Origin of the sequence: Loktanella gaetbuli (genome assembly GCF_020531945.1) — a bacterium.
In the GTDB taxonomy this organism is placed as follows: Bacteria; Pseudomonadota; Alphaproteobacteria; order Rhodobacterales; family Rhodobacteraceae; genus Loktanella; species Loktanella gaetbuli.
The window spans coordinates 91,440-111,139 of the sequence record NZ_JAJATZ010000006.1 but is presented as its reverse complement, the minus strand read 5'-3'; the positions used below and the strand labels follow the sequence as shown (position 1 = coordinate 111,139).

Genomic DNA, 19,700 nt, shown 5'->3' with positions numbered 1-19,700 from the left:
AGGACCGAACCCATGCGCCACGCCCTGCTTGCCCTGACTTGCCTTGCCACCCCGCTCACAGCCCAGGAATGCGGCGGGTCCATCGACAGTTTCCGTCAGGGCGTTCTGGCAGAGGCTACAGCCGCCGGCCTCGACCCGCAGGCGGCGCGTGATTTCCTGAACACCGCCAGCATCGACCAGTCGGTGCTGAACGCCGACCGCGCACAGGGCGTGTTCCAGCTTGATTTCGTCACATTCTCGCGCCGCCTAATCAGCGCCAGCCGCCTGCAAAACGCGCAGGTTTACGGTGACCGCTATGACGGAATCTTTGACGATATCGAGGCGCGTTTCGGCATCCCGCGCGGTGTGCTGCTGGCGTTCTGGGCGTTCGAGACTGACTTTGGCCAGATTCAGGGTGATTTCAACACCCGCGACGCGCTGTTCACCCTCGCCCACGACTGCCGCCGGCCAGAGCTTTTCCGCCCAGAACTGATCGCCGCGATCGAACTCTATCAGCGTGGTGACTTTCCGCTGAACACCACGGGCGCCTGGGCCGGTGAAATCGGTCAGGTCCAGATGCTGCCGCGCGACATCATCGAAAACGGTGTCGACGGTGACGGCGACGGTCACGTCACGCTAAAGACATCCGCCCCTGACGCGCTGATGTCGGCGGCAACCCTTCTGGCCGATCTGGGCTGGGTGCCGAACCAGCCCGCCTTGCAGGAAATCACCGTGCCCGCCGGGCTGGACTGGACCCTGACAGGTCTGGACAAGGAAATGACCGTCGATCAATGGCGTGCCTTGGGCGTCGACATCCGCAACGGTGCCGCCCCCGCTGGCAGCCTGCCTGCCTCGGTCCTGTTGCCGATGGGGCGCAACGGGCCTGCGTTCTTTGCCTATCCGAACTTCCGCGTCTATTTCGAATGGAACCAGTCGCTGACCTACGTGCTGACGGCCGCCTATTTCGCGACCCGAATCAATGGCGCGCCGGTCTATGACGCCGGCAACGCGGACCCCGGCCTGTCAGGCGACCAGATGGTGCAGTTGCAAGAGCGGCTTCAGGCGCTGGGCTACGACGTGGGCGGTGCCGATGGCATCCTGGGCGAAAAGACCCGAGAGGCGGTTCAGCAGGAACAGGCGCGTCGCGGCCTGCCTGCCGACGCCTGGCCCACGCTGGATTTGCTGAACGCGCTCTAGCGTCCAGACACAACATCTGCGGTGTTAACCCGGCGCGCGCCACATAAATCTATGTTTTCGTTACATAATATGTTTCGCATGCGAAACATCACGGAATCGACATATATCCCGCCCGCCGCTTTGCCCTATGCGGGGCGGCGCGGGCGGGTTAGGGCCTGTGCATGACAGATCACCGCTTCGAAATATTCCTCTCTGCCCCGCCCGGGCTTGAACACGCCGTCCGGGCCGAGGCCCGCGCCGCAGGCTTTGCCGATGCCGTCACCGTGCCGGGTGGCGTGACGTTTCAGGGCGATTGGACCGACGTCTGGCGCGCGAACCTTGACTTGCGCGGCACGGGTCGCGTGCTGGTGCGGATCGGGTCATTTCTGGCGTTTCACCTCGCACAGTTGGACAAACGCGCCCGCAAATTTCCCTGGTCTGACTATCTGCGCCCCGACGTTCCCGTCCGGGTCGAGGTCGCAACCGACAAACGGTCCAAGATCTACCACGGCCGCGCCGCGACCCAACGCATCGAAACCGCCCTGAAAGAAGAGCTTGGCACCACCATTTCCGCCGATGCCCCGGTCACGCTCAAGGTGCGGATTGCGGACAACACCGTCACCTTCAGCATCGATACCAGCGGCGAGAGCCTGCACAAACGCGGGCACAAGGAATGGGTCGGCAAGGCCCCGATGCGCGAAACGCTCGCCGCACTCTTTCTAGCCGAATGCGGCTATCAGGGAACGGAATCCGTCATCGATCCGATGTGTGGATCAGGGACATTCGTGATCGAGGCGGCAGAGATTGCCGCAGGCCTGCAACCGGGTCGCAGCCGGGCATTCGCGTTTCAGCATCTTGCAACCTACGACCCCGCTGCGTTCGCCGCGCTGAAACGCAATTCGGCTGCGTCGCAGGATCTGCATTTCCATGGCTCTGACCGCGACACCGGTGCTGTCGGCATGGCTGCGAAAAACGCTGCCCGCGCTGGTGTCGCGGATCACGCGACATTCACCCACCACGCCGTCAGCGACCTGCAACGCCCCGACGGGCCGCCGGGGCTGGTCATGGTGAACCCACCTTACGGTGCGCGGATCGGGAACAAGAAGCTGCTCTACCCGCTTTACGGGGCCTTGGGCAAAACGCTGCTGGACCGGTTCAGCGGCTGGCGCGTCGGTATCGTCACCAGCGAGGCATCACTGGCCAGCGCGACCGGCCTGCCGTTCACCCCGACGCGGATTACCGTGCCGCATGGCGGCCTGCGCATCACGCTGCATCGCACAGACCCGTTACCATGATCGCGGCCAAAACCTGATCGGGTGTTGCGTCGATATCGACCGTCACGGCGTGTTCGTCGCTGCCGGGTGGTTCCAGCGCCTCGCACTGGCTGTCCAACAAATCCGCTGGCATGAAATGATCGGGCCGCGATGACACACGGTCCAGCAGCACCGCCCTGTCGCCTGCCAGATGGACAAAACAAACCGTACCTGCGGCAGCCCTGATCCGGTCGCGGTAGATGCGTTTCAGCGCCGAACAGGCGATGACCCGATCGCAGGCGGCAAGGGCCTCTCCCACGGCATCCAGCCAAGGTGCACGGTCGGCATCGTTCAATGGCTTGCCATCCGACATCTTGGCAATGTTCGCGGGGGGATGCAGGTCATCGCCGTCCAGAAACGGCAGACCGATTTCATCGGCCAGCATCTCGCCGATCAGGCTCTTGCCGCAGCCAGATACCCCCATGACGATAATCTTCATGGCGCGTCCCCTGTTCCCACGTCTGCCGCCGCGATGGCTGTCGCCTTGAGGATGGCATGCACCTCTTGTCCGACGCGCAGTCCCATTGCGCGGGCGGACCGGCGGGTGATCCGCGCGAGCAGGCGGTCGGTGCCACAGGTCAGCGACACGGCAACGCCCGGTCCCTGCCCCTCGATCAGCGTGGCGATCCGACAGGTCAGCACGTTCAGCGCACTGATGCCGATGGGGGCCTGCGTCGACAGGATCACATCCTGCGCCGGAACCCGCAGACGGACCTGCGCGCCCAAGGCCCCCAACCGTCCCGGCAAGGTCAGCGTGGCAGACGACAGCGCGACCTGCGTCAGGTCATCGTCCGCGTCAAAGGCCTGCACGCGCCCGGTCAGCACCGCACCCGCGTCGCGCACGCCAACAATTGGAACGGCCTGTGGATCCGACAGCACCTCTGCCACAGGACCCGCGCGGACCACGCGGCCTGCGTCCATGATGACAAGGGTGCGGGACAGGCGGGCGACCTCTGACATGTCGTGACTGACATATAGGATCGGAACCTGCGACCGATCCCGCAGACGTTCGAGATAGCCCATCACCTCTGCCTTGCGCGGGGTGTCGAGGGCTGCGAGCGGTTCATCCATCAACAGCAGTTGCGGGTTGCTCATCAGCGCACGGCCGAGGGCCACGCGGGATGTTTCACCACCCGAAAGTTTCGCAGGGCGGCGGTCCAGCAACGCACCCAGCCCCAGCATGTCGATCACGGCGTCCCGGTCATGGGTGCCGCCGTAGGCGAGGTTCTGGGCCACACTCAGATGCGGGAAAAGCCGCGCATCCTGAAAGACATAGCCGATCCGCCGCCGCCTGACCGGCACCTGTGTCAGGTCCGTCCCGTCGATGCGCACATGGCCCGCGTCGGGTCGCAGCAATCCGGCAACCACGTTGATCAGACTGGTTTTTCCCGACCCCGACCGGCCAAAGATTGCCGTAATTCCGCCGGGTGCCGCAAATTGCGCGTCCAGCGTGAAATCACCCAGCCGTTTTTGGACCGCGACGTCGATCATCCTCTGATCCGCCGCTGCATCCGGCGCGACAGCGCCTCGGCCAGCGCCAATGTGCCCAGCGCCAGAACGATGGAGATGGTCACCAGAACCGCCACAGCCCCATCGCTGCCCGGCACCTGCAACAGCCCGTAGATCGCCGTCGGGATTGTTTGCGTCTGGCCGGGGATCGCGGCGACGAATGTGATGGTGGCACCGAATTCGCCCAGCGCCTTGGCAAAGCCCAGCACCGCCCCTGCCAGCACGGCCGGACCGATCAGCGGCAGGGTTACGGTTGCGAAAATGCGGGTGCGGCTGGCGCCGAGGGTCGCGGCGGCATCCTCGAGCCCGGGATCGACGGCGTCGAACCCTAAACGGATCGCGCGGACCACCAAGGGAAACGCCATGATTGCAGCGGCGAGTGCGGCCCCCGTCCAGCGGAATGCCAGCGTGACGCCCAGCGTGTCGCGCAACCAGCCGCCGATGGGGCCCTGGGTGCCGAACAGGATCAGCAGCAGATAGCCCGTGACGACGGGCGGCAGCACCAGCGGCAGATGCACCAGCCCGTTCAGCAGGCCCCGCCCCCAGAATTGTTTGCGCGCCAGCAACCATGCGACGGCGATGGCCAGCGGCAGGCTGCATAGTGTGGCAACTGCGGCGATGCGCAGTGACAGCAGGACAGCCCCCCAGGTGGCTGGATCAAGGCCCAGCGTCACGGCTGGCCCGCGGGCAGGAACCCGGCCCCGACAAAGGCGGTCAGACCCTGGGGTGACTGCAACGCAAGCAAGAGAGCCTGTGCTGCATCCTCGTTTTCACCCCGGACAACCGCGGCCTGATACAGGATCGGTGCGTGGCTACCTTGCGGGAAACGGGCGACCACCTTGAGCGTCGGTTCAACCCGCGCATCCGTGGCATAGACGAGGCCGAGTGGTGCCTCTCCGCGTGCGACGAGGGCCAGCGCGCTGCGCACGGAATCGGTTTCGGCAAGGCGGTTTGAAACGGCGTCCCAGAGGTCGAGCGATATGAGTGCCTGACGTCCGTAGATCCCTGCCGGAACCGATGCCGTGAGGCCAATGGCAAGGCGTCCATCGGGGCCGAGGGCATCGGTCAACGCGCCGGGGGTCAGGTCCAGTGCAGGCGTTTCTTGTGGCGCGACAAGGACGATTTCGTTCGACAGCAGGTCCACGCGGCTGCCGGGCAACAGCGCGTCGTCCTGTTCCAGCGCGTCCATCCAGTCGGGATGGGCAAGGACCACCAGATCGGCTGGCGCGCCCGCCATGACCTGCCGCGCCAGCGTGCCGCTGCCTGCGTAGGTCACTGTCACATCCGGCTGGGTCAGGGCGATCTGGTCCAGCGGCTCCTTGAGGCTGGCGGCGGCAAAGACTGTGACACCCTGCGCCGCGGTCAGGCCGGGCAGAAGCGACAGGAGCAAGGCAAAGATGTATTTCATGCGGCGACTATCCTGTCTGTCCGGCGCGGGGGCAAGGTGGCATCACGCCCAAGCCCGTAGCCGCCCGGTCAGCAGCGCTACGGCATCGCGGGTTTGGGTGTGAACCGGCGCATGACGCGGTGCGTCGCGCAGCGTGGTGATCCAGTGGTCCGGCGGCACCTTGACCCTGCGCTGCCCTTCCCACCGCAAGGCGGACAGGACGTTTTGCGCCGCGATTGGCAGGGTGTCGGGGATGGCGTGACCATTCAGGATCGCCCAATTCCCTGTCCATAGCCGGCCAACCGACCACGGGTTGTAGCCACCGCCGCCCAGCACCATAAGACGCGGCGCAAGTGGTTTGATCGCCCGCAACACGTCCCAATGCGCGTTGTTCGACAGCGACAGGCGCGATTGCGGGTCCTCGTCCACCGCGTCGGCCCCGCATTGCAGGACGATGGCGTCGGGGCGGAATGCGGTCAGCGCGGGCAGAATGACGGCGTCGCGCACCAATGCCATGTCGTCGTCGCGCGCGCCGCGCGGCAGGGGGACGTTGAACAGATTGCCCGCGCCCGTATCGTCCAGCGCGCCGGTGCGCGGCCAGCGACCATCCTCGTGCGTGGAAATCAGCAGCGTGTCGGGGTCATCGCGGAATGCATGGTCGACCCCGTCGCAGTGATGTGCGTCGATGTCGATATAGGCGACCCGGCGCGCGCCGCTGCGCCGGACCGATTGGATGCCCAGCACCGGATCGTTGAGATAGCAGAACCCGCCCGCCCGGTCGGGAAACCCGTGGTGCGTGCCGCCTGCGGGCGTGAACACGGTGCCGCCGTCGCGCAACAGCTCTCCGGCCAGCATGGCGGCCCCGGCAGAGGTGGCGGGCCTGCGCCACATTTCGGGGAATACCGGGTTGTTGGATGTGCCCAGCGCATGACGGGCGCGGACAGCATCGGTGACGGATTGGTCGGCCTCGGCCCGTTGCAGGGCTGCGATGTATTCGGGCGTATGAAAGGACAGCAAGGCGGCGGGTTTGGCGCGCGGAGAGTTCAGGTATTGATCGGCGGGCAACCACCCCATTGCGCGGCACATGTCCATCACCGTGGACACGCGCGGCACCCGCAGCGGGTGGAACGGTCCGTAGGACGAATGGCGGTAGATCTCGGACCCGATGAAGACTGGTTGGTGCATGGCCTGTTACCTAGTGGCGACAGACCGGATCGCCACCATCGCACGACAGGCATTTGCATGCGACGCCGGACGGCTTAGATGAATGTCATCACACAAGGGACCGCGCCGGTGATCCGTTACAGTCTGATATGCGACAATGACCACAGCTTTGACAGTTGGTTTGCCAATGCGCAGGCCTATGACAGCCTGTCCAGTTCCGGGCATCTGTCCTGTGCGACCTGTGGATCGACCCGCGTCAAAAAGGCGCTGATGGCGCCCAAGGTGCAAGCCAAGATCAGTGACCCTGCCCCGCTGGAAAAGCTGCGCAAACATGTCGAGAGCACGGCGACCTATGTCGGTGGATCATTCGCCAAGGAAGCCCGTGCGCAACACGACGGCAGCGCCCCCGAACGCCCTATCTACGGCGAGGCGACGGGTGAAGAGGTCCGCGCATTGATCGCAGACGAGGTGCCGGTCCTGCCGCTGCCGTTCCGGTCGCGCAAAACCACGAACTAGGGAGACAGCCATGACCACATTGATCACGGGGGCCAATCGCGGCATCGGACGTGCCTTGCTGGATGCCATGCTGGCAGACGGGCGGGATGTTCTGGGCACGCATCGCGACGCAGCAAACGGACCGTTCCTGCAGCTGGACGTGACCGAACCGGACAGCCAGTGCGATCTGGCGGGCACGCTGGGTGACCGTGGGCTGGATCTGCTGGTGTGCAACGCGGGCGTGCTGCTGGACGGCGACGAGGCGCTGGATCACGGATATAGGCCTGACATCTGGGCGCAGTCCTTTGCGGTGAATGTCATGGGTGTCTTTCTGACGGTGCAGGCCGTGCTGCCGCATCTGCGCCGGGCGGGCGGCAAAATCGCGATCATTTCGTCGCAACTGGGTTCAAACACGCTGGCCACCGGGGACCGCTATGCCTACCGCGCGTCCAAGGCGGCGGCGCTGAACCTGGGGCGCAATCTGGCGCATGACCTGGCCCCCGAGGGGATCGCCGTCGGCATCTATCACCCCGGTTGGGTGCAGACAGACATGGGCGGGGCCACGGCGGCAATCACACCAGAGGAATCCGCTACCGGGTTGATCAGACGATTTGCCGCGCTGTCGCTGGACACAACGGGCGAATTTCTGACCTGGGACGGCCAAACCCACCCGCTTTGACGGCGATACGCATTGCCCTTGGGCCGGTGCTGGCTTAAAGCGCCTGTCGGAACAGAATGGGGACCAATCATGCCCACCCTCGTGATGAAATTCGGCGGCACTTCGGTCGCGAACCTCGACCGCATCGCGCGGGCGTCCAAACGCGTGGCACTCGAGGTGGCCAATGGCTATAACGTGATCGTCGTTGTATCGGCCATGTCGGGCAAGACGAACGAACTGGTGGGCTGGGTCAACGAAACCTCGCCACTGTATGACGCACGTGAATACGATGCGGTCGTGTCGTCGGGCGAAAACGTCACCGCCGGTCTGATGGCGCTGCGGTTGCAGGAAATGGATATTCCCGCACGGTCGTGGCAGGGCTGGCAGGTGCCGGTGCAGACCACATCCGCGCACGCCAACGCCCGGATCGAGGCAATCCCGACCGACAACATCGAGGCGAAATTCGCCGACGGCATGAAGGTCGCGGTCGTCGCAGGGTTTCAGGGGATCAGCCCCGAGGGCCGGATCACCACACTGGGGCGTGGCGGGTCGGACACCACTGCTGTCGCATTTGCCGCCGCATTTGGTGCGGAACGCTGCGATATCTACACGGACGTAGACGGCGTCTATACCACCGACCCGCGCATCACGAGCAAGGCGCGCAAACTGGACCGCATCGCGTTCGAGGAGATGCTGGAACTGGCATCCCTGGGGGCCAAGGTGTTGCAGACCCGTTCGGTCGAACTAGCGATGCGCTACCGCGTGAAACTGCGGGTGCTGTCCAGTTTCGAGGAACCATCAGATCAAGCGGGCACGCTGGTGTGCGCCGAGGAGGACATCATGGAAAACAACGTCGTGGCCGGTGTGGCCTATTCCCGTGACGAGGCAAAGATGACCCTGATTTCGGTCGCTGACCGCCCCGGCATCGCCGCCGCCATCTTTGGCCCGCTGGCTGATGCCGGTGTGAACGTCGACATGATCGTGCAGAACATCTCGGAGGAAGGGCGCACGGACATGACGTTCTCTTGTCCCTTTGACCAGGTGAAACGTGCGCAAAAGGCGATGGAAGACGCCAAGGCGTCAGGGTCGATCAATTTCCATGATCTGGTCGCCGACGAAGGCGTCGCCAAGGTCAGTATCGTGGGCATCGGCATGCGGTCCCACGCCGGTGTCGCCGCCAAGATGTTCGCAACGCTGCGTGACGAAGGCATCAACATCAAGGTCATCACGACCTCGGAAATCAAGGTCAGCGTGCTGATCGACCGCAAATACATGGAACTGGCCGTGCAGGCGCTGCACGATGCGTTCGAGCTGGAAAAAGCAGCCTGATCCATCAGCGCCGGATTTGCAGATGACGCGTCGCGATCGGGAGATCGCGGCGCGTTTTTCTTTGCTTCGCGCCGTGTGATCAGCGACGCTGCCGCAAAACGGATCAGTAGCAGGCGGGGGGCGGCATGCCGAACGGCCGATCGGAAAAACCCAGCGCGCTGACGCAGGCGGTCACCCGTGACGTGCTGGCGTTGCTGGAGGGGGTGCCTGACGCAGGACGGCTGGAGCAGGCACTGCGGCATCTGGCGAAATGGCGCGCAAGGTTGATCCAGAACACGCTGACTGCCCGTGAGGGATGCAACGTGCTGTCCGGTCCGTTCGAGGGTCTGATCTATGACACCCAAGCAACCGAAGGCGCAGGCGTGGCGCGGTTGATCGGGTGCTACGAGGCATCGCTTGCACCGGTTTTCGAGCAGATCATCGCACAGTCCTATCCGCTGGTCGTCGATGTGGGCTGTGCAGAGGGTTATTACGCCATAGGCCTTGCGCGGCAGATGCCGGATACGCGGGTCATGGCCTGCGACAGCAATCCAGGTGCACGGGCCGCCTGCGCGGCGCTGGCCCGTCGCAACGGGGTCGACGGGCGGGTCACGGTTCATGGCACGCTGGACCATGCCGATCTTGCGGTCTGTGCAGACCAGCGCACGCTGATCCTGTGCGATATAGAAGGGGCCGAGGCGGTGCTGCTGGACCCCGCACGGGCCCCGGCGCTGACCCATGCCGATATCCTGGTCGAGGTGCACGATTGTTTCACCCCCGGCCTGTCGGACGAGATGACGCAGCGTTTTGCCCGGACCCACAGCGTGCAGCGGATCGGGCGCAGCGCTGACACGGCCGCCCTGCCCGACTGGATGGAACAGCTGTCCGACCTTGATCGTCTGTTGTGCCTTTGGGAATGGCGCATTGGCCCGACGCCCTGGCTGTGGATGCAGTCGCGCAATCCACGATGATACAAATGCCCGTTCACCGTTCCCCGACGGACGGATTCGCCCAAAGCGCTGGCACAGACTGGATGCACCGGACCTTTGACCTTCCCCCGCCCCCACGCAATCGCCTATAGGTGGTCCGAATTTGTTTGGGGGCTGCATGCCGGAGCGCGTTGAATCAGAGAGCCGCAAGCTGCTGGAACGGTTGCGTCATGCGCTGGCCGAGGGTGGCGAGGGACAGGAACGGCTGGACAAGATCGTTGGTCTGATCGCCAGTTCGATGCAGACCGAGGTCTGTTCGATCTATCTGTTCCGGGACAACGAGACACTGGAACTGTGCGCCACACAGGGTCTGGCCGAGGAATCCGTGCACAAGACCCGGCTGCGGCTGGGCGAGGGTCTGGTCGGTCGCGTGGCGCGGACCCGGCGGGTCATCAATGCCGCCGACGCCCCCAGCGCGCGCGGTTTCCGCTATATGCCCGAAACCGGCGAAGAACGGTATTCGTCGTTCTGCGGCGTGCCCATTCAGCGGCTGGGCGATGCGCTGGGCGTGCTGGTCGTGCAATCCAAGGACGCCCGCGAATTCAGTGCCGACGAGGTTTACGCGCTGGAAGTCGTGGCCATGGTGCTGGCCGAGATGACCGAACTGGGCGCATTCATCGGTGAAGGTGCGGCCCTGTCCGCACGGCACCAGAACCCGGTGCTGTTCCGCGGGTCGATCGCACAAGAGGGCGCGTCGTCGGGCAATGTGTTCCTGCACGAGGCACGGGTCGTGGTCACCAACCCGATCTCGGACGATCCCGATCTGGAATTGCAGCGTCTGCGCGACGCGGTCGAGGAACTGCGGTCCTCGGTCGATGCGCTGTTGTCGGGCAGTCGGCAAATGACCACTGACCAGTTGGAGATTTTCGAGGCCTACCGCATGTTCGCCAATTCGCGCAGCTGGATGCGACGGATGGAAGCCGACATCAGCAACGGTCTGACCGCCGAGGCCGCGGTGGAAAAGGAACAATCGCTGGCCCGCACGCGGCTGAACCAGGCCGGCGACGCCTATATGCGCGAACGGCTGAACGATCTGGACGACCTGTCGAACCGCCTGCTGCGCATCCTGACGGGACAGGGCAAGGACACGGGTGCCGACATGCCGGACAATCCGATCCTTGTGGCGCGCAATATCGGCCCCGGAGAGCTGCTGGACTACGGCAAGAAACTGCGCGGCATCGTGCTGGAAGAAGGCTCTGTCGGCAGCCATGCAACCGTCGTGGCGCGCGCCTGGGCGATCCCGCTGGTCATCAACGCCAAGGGCATCACCACCGAGGCGCTGAACGGCGACCCAATTCTGGTGGACGGCGATCAGGGCGTCGTGCACCTGCGCCCTGACGAAGCCGTGCACGCCGCGTTCCGCGACAAGCTGGCGATGCAGACGCGCGCGCAGGAACGCTATGCGTCGATCCGGGACGAACCGGCGCTGACGCAATGCGGCACGAAACTGGGGCTCTACATGAACGCGGGCCTGCTCGCGGACCTGCCGTCACTCGAAGGGTCGGGTGCCTTGGGTGTGGGTCTGTTTCGCACGGAGCTGCAATTCCTGATCCGCAGCCACATGCCCAAGCGGTCAGAGCTGTCGGCGCTGTATGCGCGGGTGATGAAGGCCTCGGGTGGCAAACCGATTGCATTCCGGACGCTGGATATCGGGTCGGACAAGGTCCTGCCCTACATGAAACCCAACGACGAGCCCAACCCAGCGATGGGCTGGCGTGCGATCCGGGTCGGTCTGGACAAGCCGGGCATCCTGCGGATGCAGCTACAGGCGCTGGTGCGGGCCGCAAACGGCGGGCCGCTGACGGTCATGTTCCCGTTCATCACGCTGCTGTCGGAATACCGCGCCGCACGCGCCGAACTGGACAAGGTTCTGGCCCGCGAAAAAATCCTGGGCAACCCCCTGCCCGCGCCGCTGAACGTGGGCGCCATGCTGGAAACGCCGTCGCTGGGGTTCGCCCCGGATGCGTTTTTCCAGGAGGTCGATTTCATCTCGGTCGGTGGCAACGACCTGAAACAGTTTTTCTATGCCGCTGACCGCGAAAACGAACGGGTGCGGCGTCGCTATGATACGCTGAACCACAGTTTCCTGACGTTCCTGCAAATGGTCGTCAAACGCTGCGCCGATGCGGGCACCCACCTGTCGTTCTGCGGCGAGGATGCGGGCCGCCCGCTGGAGGCGATCTGCCTTGCGGCTTGCGGATTCCGGTCCCTGTCGATGCGGCCTGCATCGGTCGGCCCCGTGAAACACCTGCTGCGCCGTGTCGATCTGAACGAGGTGCGGGCCGTCATGGACGACGCCTGGGCCAAGGGTGATCTGTCCGCGCGCGACGCCGTCAGCGGCTATCTGAAAAGCCGGCTTTAGGCGGTTTTGGCGGGTGGGCGCACGTCGCTGAGCGTGGCGTGAAACAGGGTCAGCACCGCGTCTTCGCCGTGGCGGCGCGACAGTTGACGCAGGCCGAAATGCACATGGGCCATTTCGACGAAATACTGGGTAAAGGCGTAATTGGTCCCGGCCCCGGCGGCAGCCCCCAGGATCGGGACGGCCTGTGTCGCCAGTTTCTGCGTCAGCAGGGTCGCGAAACGCGGGGCGACGCGCCCGATCAGGCCATGCACCGCGGCCCCCGTCAGCCCCAGCCGCGCCCCGATAAAGGCGGTGTCGATGCTTTCGCCCTGGGCGCTGCCGGCACCAAAGACAGCCAGACAATCCATGCGGGTCTGCATGCTGGTCGGGTCCTCGCCGTACTGCGCCGCGACACCCTGCACCGCACGAAAGATCATCGTGGTGGCCACGGGCAGTTCCGCCAGCGCCGTGGGCAACCCGCCAAAGCCGCCGATGGCCCCGGACAGGGTCGCCATCGCCTTGTGGGCGGCATCGGATTGGACGGCCTGACCGGCGGCCCCTTCGCGTGATCTGGCGGCAATGTCGAAACTGCGTTCCAATGCCGCGCGCACGGCGGTGTCGATCTGGCCGCGCGCGCCGGCAGGCAACAGTTTGAGCGTATCATCCACCTGCCCGCCCACGAAATTGATCGCCCGCATCATCAGGCCATTGGCCCGGCGCTGGCGGTGCGCCAAGGCGCGAATACGGTCCTCGACCTCGGCGGTGAGGGGCAGGTGATCGTCTGTCGTGGAATCGGGGTTGGTCATGTCAGCCTCCGCAGCGCTGTCACAAAGATATGCGTGCCGCGTTCATTTGCAATCTGTGGCCGATGTCACGGACCCTGTCACGCCGTCCCAGCCACCGCGCCGCAATGCAATCCCCAAGACCCGGTCAGGGTTGGTGGGGGGCGGCATGGTCACATCGGTCAGGCGGCAAAATCCAAAACGGCCGTAGTAGGGTTCGTCGCCGACCAGCATCATGCGCGGATGACCCGCCTTGGCCGCGATTTCGAGACAGCGCCAGATCAGCAGGGCCGCGATGCCTTCGCCTTGGTGAGTGGGGTGCACGGCCACGGGGCCAAGCAGAACCGCAGGCTTGCCGCCCACGCAGACGGGCCAGTGACGGATCGCGCCCGCGACCTGACCATAGCCATCGCGGGCGACAAGGCACAGTTGCGGCACGGGATCGACGCCATCCCGCAGGCGATAGGACGACAGGGCGGTCCGACCGGGCGCAAAACAGAGGTCATAGAGGGCCTCGACCTCCCAGTGGTCGTCGGGCCGCTCTTGTGCGGTGGTGATATCCATGCTGTTCGTCTTCTGCTCTGGTCGTGCCTTGTGGGTAGGCTAAACTTGTATCGACCCATAGGAAAGAGACCGCCATGTTCTATCGCCCCAAAGACGGCCACGACCTGCCGCACAACCCGTTCAACGCGCTGGTGACACCGCGCCCCATCGGATGGATTTCGACACGCGGCGCGGACGGGCGGGACAATCTGGCCCCCTATTCGTTTTTCAACGCCGTCGCCTATACGCCGCCGCAGGTGATGTTCGCGTCACTGGGCGCAAAACCCGACCGTCCGGGGACCAAGGATTCGCTGGCCAATATCAATGACACCGGCGTGTTTGCCTGCAACGTGGTGTCGTTCGACCTCAAGGAGCAGATGAACCACAGTTCCGGCGGCTGGCGCGCGGATGTCGACGAATTCGAACTGACGGGTCTGGAAAAAGGCCAGTGCACCACAATCGACTGTCCCTTTGTCGCCGCAGCCCCCGCCGTGCTGGAATGCGAACTGCGCCAGATCATCAAGCTGGAAGGTGCCGCCAACTATGCCGTGTTCGGCGAGGTGGTGGGCATCCACATCGATGATCGGTTCATCAAGGACGGGATGTTCGACGTTACCGCCGTGAAGCCGGTCAGCCGGTTGGGGTATCGCGATTTTTCGGTGGTGGAAAACGTGTTCGAGATGGGCCGCCCCGGCGAATGACCGGGACGGCGGGCGCGGGTCAGTGGCCCGCGCCGAAAATGCCCGTGCGCACCGAGTAATCGACGGCCAGCGCATAATCGGGGTCATCGTCGCTGTCGACCATCAGGTGACCCGCCTTTGACAGCAGGCGATGGCAGTCGCGGCTGAGGTGGCGCAGCTGGATATGCTTGCCTGCCGCGTTGTATTTCGCGGCGACAGCCTCGATTGCTTGCAAGGCCGACTGGTCCACCACGCGGCTGTTTTCGAAATCGACAATCACCAAGCCGGGGTCCTCTTCTGGTTTGAAGAGTTCGGAGAAACCTTCGGCAGAGCCAAAGAACAGCGGCCCCTGGATCTGGTAGACCTTGGCACCTTCCGGTGTGGTGTAGGTGCTGGCGTAGATGCGGCTGGCGTTGCCCCAGGCATAGACCAAGGCCGACACGACCACACCGACCAGAACGGCGGTGGCGAGGTCGGTCATGACCGTCACGACGGTCACCAGCACGATGACGAAGGCGTCGGATTTGGGCACCTTGCGCATGATGGTAAAGCTGTTCCAGGCAAAGGTTCCGATCACCACCATGAACATCACGCCCACGAGTGCCGCCAGCGGGATCTGCGCGATCAGACCGGATGCGAACAGGATGAACGCCAGCAAAAACAGGGCTGCGGCGATCCCGGCGACGCGGGTCCGACCGCCCGATTTCACGTTGATCATCGACTGACCGATCATCGCGCAGCCGCCCATGCCACCAAAGAACCCGGTGATCGTGTTGGCCGCACCCTGTGCGATGCATTCCTGTGACGCACCGCCACGCTGGTTGGTCATTTCACCGACCAGGTTCAGTGTCAGCAGGCTCTCGATCAGGCCGATGGCGGCGAGGATCAGCGCGTAGGGCAGGATGATCTGAAGCGTCTCGAGTGTCAGCGGCACCTGCGGAATGTGGAATGGCGGCAGGCCGCCCTCGATGGATGCAAGGTCGCCGACCACGGGTGTATCCACACCGAACAGGATCACGATGGCCGCGACGATCCCGATCCCGGCCAGCGGGGCGGGGACAAAACTGGTGATCTTGGGCATCAGCCAGATGATCGCCATGGTCAGGAATGTCAGGACCAGCATGATGATCAGCGGCAGGCCAGACAGCCATTCGCCACCCGACATGCCATGTCCGGTCGCGACGGCGGTGCCGGGCACCTGAAATTGCGACAGCTGCGCCATGAAAATCACGATGGCCAGCCCGTTCACAAAGCCCAGCATGACCGGGTGTGGCACAAGCCGGATGAATTTCCCCCAGCGCATGATACCGACGACCAGCTGGATCAGACCCATCAAAACCACAGTGGCAAAGAGGTATTCGATGCCGTGGACGGCAACGAGGCTGACCATGACCACGGCCAGCGCACCCGTCGCCCCGGAAATCATCCCCGGACGCCCACCGATCAGTGCGGTCACGAGGCCGACGATGAACGCGGCATAAAGGCCCACCAGCGGCGGCACGCCCGCGACAAAGGCAAAAGCGACCGCCTCTGGGACGAGGGCAAGGGCCACCGTGAGGCCTGACAGAACCTCGATCCGCAGCCGACCGGCAGTCAGCGGGGCGCTGGGATCGGTCAGGGCGATGGAATCGGCGAAATTCGCCAAGAGCGCGCGGCGGGCCATAGGAAAACCTGTCTTTGAAATCTGTTGTGCCGCCCCTACGACACGGGGCCGCGATTGTCACCCCCGACGGGCTTAGTGGTTGCGCGGCACGGGCGCAGTGGTCACAACGGGACGGGCACAACGCAGGGGACGACATGCGCGGCAGGTTAGGTATTATCGGCGGATCGGGGTTGTATGACATCCCCGGCCTTGCGGACGCCGCGTGGCAGGACGTCGATAGCCCCTTTGGTGTGCCCTCGGACGCAATCCTGACCGGCACGCTGGGCGATCAGCCGCTGGCGTTTCTGCCACGTCATGGGCGTGGGCATGTGCATACGCCGACGTCCGTCCCTTACCGCGCGAACATCGACGCGCTGAAACGGCTGGGCTGCACCCACGTGGTCAGCCTGTCGGCCTGCGGATCGTTCCGGGCGGACATGCCGCCGGGTGATTTCGTGGTGGTCGATCAGTTCATCGACCGGACGTTTGCGCGGGACAAATCATTCTTTGGCCCCGGCTGTGTGGGTCATGTCAGCGTGGCACACCCGGTCTGCGACGCACTGTCGGCGGCCTGTGTGACGGCGGCCCGCAGTGTGGGCATCAATGTCCACGCGGGTGGCACATACCTTGCGATGGAAGGTCCGCAGTTTTCCACCCGTGCGGAAAGCGTGATGTACCGTGACGTCTGGGGGGCCGACGTGATCGGCATGACCAACATGCCAGAGGCCAAGCTCGCCCGCGAGGCAGAGCTGCATTATGCCTCGGTTGCGATGATCACCGATTTCGACAGCTGGCACCCCGACCACGGGGCGGTGGACGTATCGGATGTGATCGCAACCCTGCAGGGCAACGGCACCAAGGCCCGTGATCTGGTGGTGGCGCTGGCCGCGGATCTGCCAACAGGCTGCGCCGTGGGCTGTGATACTGCGTTGACCCATGCCATCATGACCGCGCCCGACCGGCGCGACCCCGATCTGATTGCAAAACTGGATGCGGTCGCTGGCCGTGTGCTGACCCCAAAGGACAAGACATGAAAACCGTCGAAGACTATATCCGCACGATCCCCGATTTCCCGCATGAGGGGATCATGTTCCGCGACGTGACGACCCTGTTTGCGGACCCGCGCGGGTTCCGCATTGCGATCGACCAGTTGCTGCACCCCTATGCGGGCATGCAGATCGACAAGGTCGTGGGACTGGAGGCGCGCGGTTTCATTCTGGGCGGGGCCATCGCGCACCAGCTGTCCAAGGGGTTCGTGCCGATCCGCAAAAAGGGCAAGCTGCCCGCGCGGACCATCGAACAGGCCTATACGCTGGAATACGGCGAGGCGGTCGTCGAAATTCACGATGACGCGTTGCAGCCGGGTGAACGCGTGTTGATCGTGGACGATCTGCTTGCGACAGGCGGCACCGCCGAGGCCGGGATCAAGCTGTGCGAAAAGCTGGGTGCAGAGGTCGTTGGCTGTGCGTTCATCATCGACCTGCCCGACCTGGGCGGACGGGCCAAGCTGGAAGGCATGAACATGGATGTCCATGCGCTGTGTGCCTACGCAGGCGAATAGGCCAAAAGCAAGACGCCCCCGCTGCGCTGACTTTGCCAGTTTGGCCCGTTCGAGGCCCGCAGCGGGGTCATTGCACCCACACGTGCAGCGGATTTACCGCTGCGACCTGTTTGAACGATTCGGGTGAACGAATGGTTAAGCCGACAGGCTAGGCCTGCCGCAGCACGGCTCCGGGGTTCATGATGCCGTGCGGGTCCAGCGCATCCTTGATCGCGCGCATCATCGCCAGCTTGGCAGGATCGCTGTAGGTTTCCAGATCACCTACCTTGAGCCTGCCGACACCGTGTTCGGCGCTGACTGACCCGCCAAAGGCATGGGCCAGATCGTGCACCGCCTTTTTCACGGCGGGGCGTTCGGCCTCGTAATCGGCGCGGTTGCGGCCGGGCATTGGAAAAACGTTGTAGTGCAGGTTGCCATCGCCAAGGTGCCCAAAACAATTGATCCGGAAATGCCCGATTTCGGCAAGCACCGGTGCGCCCCGCGCGATGAATTCAGGCACCGCGCTGAGCGGGACAGAGATGTCATGCGAACTGATCGACCCGATGCGGCGGTTCGCCTCGGGGATGCTTTCGCGGATTTTCCAGAACGCGGCGCGGTCGGCCATGGATTGCGCGATGACGCCGTCGATGACCAGATCGGCGGCGACGGCCTCGGTGAACAGATCCTCCAGCGCCGTGTCCGGCGACAGGCCCGCGGGCAAGCCCACGTCGATCAGCACCATCCAGTCGGGCGTTTCGGCAAAGGGCGGTTTCACATCCGGCCCGACCTCGGCCAGGAAATCGAGGCCCTGACGGTGGATGATTTCAAACGCAGAGATACCGTCGCCCAACCGCCCCTGCGCGATGCCAAGCAGATCGAGGGCGGCTTGCGGCGAAGGCACGGCCATCATTGCCGCACCGATGCGCACGGGCTGCGGCACCATCCGGAGGGCGGCAGCCGTGATGATGCCCAGCGTGCCTTCGGCACCGATGAACAGGTCACGCAGGTCATAACCGGTGTTGTCCTTGCGCAGGCGCGTCAGCCCGTGCCAGATCGTGCCGTCGGGGCGTACCACCTCGAGCCCCAGACATTGTGCGCGGGCGTTGCCATAGCGCAGGACATTCACGCCGCCTGCGTTCGTGGACAGCAAACCGCCGATGCGCGCCGATCCTTCGGAGGCCAGCGACAGCGGGAAATGGCGGCCTAGGCGTTCCGCCTCGGCCTGCACGTCGGCAAGGATGGCGCCCGCCTCGACCACCAGCACGTTCTCGGACGGGAACCGGTCACGGATGGCGGTCATGCGTTCCAGCGACAGCACCAGCGGCACGGCCCCCTCGCCCATCAACTGTCCGCCGACCAGACCCGTCCCGCCACCGTAGGGCACGACCGCGATGCGGTGGTCGTTGCAATAGGCAAGGATGCGGGACACCGCGTCGGTGGTGGCGGGGGCAACGACGGTGCCGGCCCCCTGCCAGCGGCCGCGCGGTTCGGTCAGGTAGCTGTCTGTCGCATCCTTGAACGTGCCGTCCGGCAGGGCCGCGCGCAGGTCCGCGAGGTTGGCGTCAGTGGCTGGTGTAAACATGTCTTGCCCCATTTATCGGGCCGGACGGCCTAACCGGCGTCCGTCTTGCCCCGTCGGTCGTGTCGCAGGTTGGCGTAGAGCACATGGTTGCGCCAACGCCCGTCGATCTGCAGATAGCTTTGCGCCACCCCTTCGTATTTGTAGCCCGTTTGTTCCAGAAGGCGACGCGACGCGGTGTTTTCGGGCAGGCAGCCTGCCTCGATCCGGCTGAGGTCGAGTTTCGTAAAGGCGTAGTGCACCACGGCCTCGATCGCCTCGCGCATGTAGCCCTGACGCGCGAAGGGCGCGCCGATCCAGTAGCCTGTGGTCCCTGCCTGCGCAGGGCCGCGCCGGATGTTGTCCAGCGTGATCGCACCCAGCAGTGTGTTGTCGTCACGGCGGATCAGGAACAGCGGAACAGCGGTGCCCTGCGTGATCGACCGCTGGGACCAATAGACGCGGTTGGTAAAACTCTTGCGGCTGAAATGGTCAGCCGCCCACGTCGGCTCCCATTTCTGCAGGAAATCTGCACTGTCACGCCGCAGGGCAGCCCAGGCGCGAAAATCGGCGTGGACGGGCGCGCGCAGCGTCAGCCGTTCCGTTTCCAGACGCACCTTGCGCGCGCGCAGCACC

The 19,700-nt window shown here is 64.5% G+C and carries 20 protein-coding genes; 10 read left to right on the top strand and 10 right to left on the bottom strand.

Features of this window, described 5'->3' with window-relative positions; translation table 11 throughout:
* Nucleotides 1–12: 12 nt before the first annotated feature.
* Nucleotides 13–1,176 carry a lytic murein transglycosylase gene (locus LGQ03_RS12960; protein WP_226748745.1) on the top strand — a complete coding sequence of 388 codons (1,164 nt, stop codon included), beginning with the start codon at nucleotides 13–15 and terminating at the stop codon, nucleotides 1,174–1,176.
* A gap of 161 nt (nucleotides 1,177–1,337) precedes the next feature.
* Complete coding sequence (locus LGQ03_RS12955) at nucleotides 1,338–2,450, top strand: THUMP domain-containing class I SAM-dependent RNA methyltransferase (protein ID WP_226748744.1); 1,113 nt, start codon at nucleotides 1,338–1,340, stop codon at nucleotides 2,448–2,450.
* On the opposite strand, the gene LGQ03_RS12950 is transcribed toward LGQ03_RS12955, so the two are convergent.
* The 5 genes from LGQ03_RS12950 to LGQ03_RS12930 are packed head-to-tail and all read right to left on the bottom strand — an operon-like array spanning nucleotide 2,419 to nucleotide 6,549.
* Nucleotides 2,419–2,907: a gluconokinase gene (locus tag LGQ03_RS12950; protein ID WP_226748743.1), complete on the bottom strand. Its 489-nt coding sequence runs from the start codon at nucleotides 2,905–2,907 to the stop codon at nucleotides 2,419–2,421. The two genes, LGQ03_RS12955 and LGQ03_RS12950, sit on opposite strands and share 32 nt — an antisense overlap.
* A complete protein-coding gene (modC, locus tag LGQ03_RS12945) occupies nucleotides 2,904–3,959 on the bottom strand; it encodes a molybdenum ABC transporter ATP-binding protein (RefSeq protein ID WP_226748742.1) in 1,056 nt (351 codons plus the stop codon). The genes LGQ03_RS12950 and modC overlap by 4 nt, the downstream gene beginning before the upstream one ends.
* On the bottom strand, nucleotides 3,956–4,651 hold the full coding sequence (gene modB, locus LGQ03_RS12940; RefSeq protein WP_226748741.1) for a molybdate ABC transporter permease subunit: 696 nt from the start codon (nucleotides 4,649–4,651) through the stop codon (nucleotides 3,956–3,958). Before modB ends, modC begins: the two co-directional genes overlap by 4 nt.
* Nucleotides 4,648–5,385, bottom strand: a complete 738-nt coding sequence (gene modA, locus LGQ03_RS12935) for a molybdate ABC transporter substrate-binding protein (RefSeq protein WP_226748740.1) — start codon at nucleotides 5,383–5,385, stop codon at nucleotides 4,648–4,650. The genes modB and modA overlap by 4 nt, the downstream gene beginning before the upstream one ends.
* A 42-nt stretch (nucleotides 5,386–5,427) precedes the next feature.
* On the bottom strand, nucleotides 5,428–6,549 hold the full coding sequence (locus LGQ03_RS12930) for an acetoin utilization protein AcuC (protein ID WP_226748739.1): 1,122 nt from the start codon (nucleotides 6,547–6,549) through the stop codon (nucleotides 5,428–5,430).
* A gap of 108 nt (nucleotides 6,550–6,657) precedes the next feature.
* Between LGQ03_RS12930 and LGQ03_RS12925 the strand changes: the two genes are divergently transcribed.
* The 5 genes from LGQ03_RS12925 (at nucleotide 6,658) to ptsP (ending at nucleotide 12,340) form a co-directional block, all read left to right on the top strand.
* Nucleotides 6,658–7,044, top strand: a complete 387-nt coding sequence (locus tag LGQ03_RS12925; protein ID WP_226748738.1) for a DUF1178 family protein — start codon at nucleotides 6,658–6,660, stop codon at nucleotides 7,042–7,044.
* Nucleotides 7,045–7,054: 10 nt separating this feature from the next.
* Nucleotides 7,055–7,702: an SDR family oxidoreductase gene (locus LGQ03_RS12920; RefSeq protein ID WP_226748737.1), complete on the top strand. Its 648-nt coding sequence runs from the start codon at nucleotides 7,055–7,057 to the stop codon at nucleotides 7,700–7,702.
* Between the two features lie 69 nt (nucleotides 7,703–7,771).
* Nucleotides 7,772–9,010, top strand: a complete 1,239-nt coding sequence (locus LGQ03_RS12915; protein WP_226748736.1) for an aspartate kinase — start codon at nucleotides 7,772–7,774, stop codon at nucleotides 9,008–9,010.
* A gap of 125 nt (nucleotides 9,011–9,135) precedes the next feature.
* Entirely contained in the window at nucleotides 9,136–9,960 is an 825-nt protein-coding gene (locus tag LGQ03_RS12910) for a class I SAM-dependent methyltransferase (RefSeq protein WP_226748735.1), read from the top strand.
* A 136-nt stretch (nucleotides 9,961–10,096) separates the two neighbouring features.
* Nucleotides 10,097–12,340, top strand: a complete 2,244-nt coding sequence (gene ptsP, locus LGQ03_RS12905; RefSeq protein ID WP_090158582.1) for a phosphoenolpyruvate--protein phosphotransferase — start codon at nucleotides 10,097–10,099, stop codon at nucleotides 12,338–12,340.
* On the opposite strand, the gene LGQ03_RS12900 is transcribed toward ptsP, so the two are convergent.
* A complete protein-coding gene (locus LGQ03_RS12900) occupies nucleotides 12,337–13,125 on the bottom strand; it encodes an EcsC family protein (RefSeq protein ID WP_226748734.1) in 789 nt (262 codons plus the stop codon). The genes ptsP and LGQ03_RS12900 overlap by 4 nt on opposite strands.
* 42 nt (nucleotides 13,126–13,167) lie before the next feature.
* Nucleotides 13,168–13,665: a GNAT family N-acetyltransferase gene (locus LGQ03_RS12895; RefSeq protein WP_226748733.1), complete on the bottom strand. Its 498-nt coding sequence runs from the start codon at nucleotides 13,663–13,665 to the stop codon at nucleotides 13,168–13,170.
* A 74-nt stretch (nucleotides 13,666–13,739) separates the two neighbouring features.
* Here LGQ03_RS12895 and LGQ03_RS12890 point away from each other — a divergent pair, with 74 nt between their 5' ends.
* Nucleotides 13,740–14,345 carry a flavin reductase family protein gene (locus tag LGQ03_RS12890; RefSeq protein ID WP_090158579.1) on the top strand — a complete coding sequence of 202 codons (606 nt, stop codon included), beginning with the start codon at nucleotides 13,740–13,742 and terminating at the stop codon, nucleotides 14,343–14,345.
* A gap of 19 nt (nucleotides 14,346–14,364) precedes the next feature.
* Here the strand turns inward: LGQ03_RS12890 and LGQ03_RS12885 are convergent, their stop codons facing one another.
* The gene (locus tag LGQ03_RS12885) at nucleotides 14,365–15,987 is read right to left on the bottom strand and encodes a SulP family inorganic anion transporter (RefSeq protein ID WP_090158578.1); all 1,623 of its coding nucleotides are present in this window, start codon (nucleotides 15,985–15,987) and stop codon (nucleotides 14,365–14,367) included.
* Nucleotides 15,988–16,121: 134 nt separating this feature from the next.
* Between LGQ03_RS12885 and LGQ03_RS12880 the strand changes: the two genes are divergently transcribed.
* Together LGQ03_RS12880 and LGQ03_RS12875 are read left to right on the top strand one after the other, a co-directional pair.
* The gene (locus LGQ03_RS12880) at nucleotides 16,122–17,000 is read left to right on the top strand and encodes an S-methyl-5'-thioadenosine phosphorylase (protein WP_226748732.1); all 879 of its coding nucleotides are present in this window, start codon (nucleotides 16,122–16,124) and stop codon (nucleotides 16,998–17,000) included.
* Nucleotides 16,997–17,527 (top strand): adenine phosphoribosyltransferase, encoded by a 531-nt coding sequence (locus LGQ03_RS12875; protein ID WP_090158576.1) that lies wholly within the window; start codon nucleotides 16,997–16,999, stop codon nucleotides 17,525–17,527. Before LGQ03_RS12880 ends, LGQ03_RS12875 begins: the two co-directional genes overlap by 4 nt.
* A 148-nt stretch (nucleotides 17,528–17,675) precedes the next feature.
* Here LGQ03_RS12875 and LGQ03_RS12870 read toward each other — a convergent pair whose 3' ends face one another.
* Nucleotides 17,676–19,088 (bottom strand): FAD-binding oxidoreductase, encoded by a 1,413-nt coding sequence (locus LGQ03_RS12870; protein WP_226748731.1) that lies wholly within the window; start codon nucleotides 19,086–19,088, stop codon nucleotides 17,676–17,678.
* Between the two features lie 29 nt (nucleotides 19,089–19,117).
* Nucleotides 19,118–19,699 carry a GNAT family N-acetyltransferase gene (locus LGQ03_RS12865; protein WP_090158574.1) on the bottom strand — a complete coding sequence of 194 codons (582 nt, stop codon included), beginning with the start codon at nucleotides 19,697–19,699 and terminating at the stop codon, nucleotides 19,118–19,120.
* Nucleotide 19,700 lies beyond the last annotated feature (1 nt).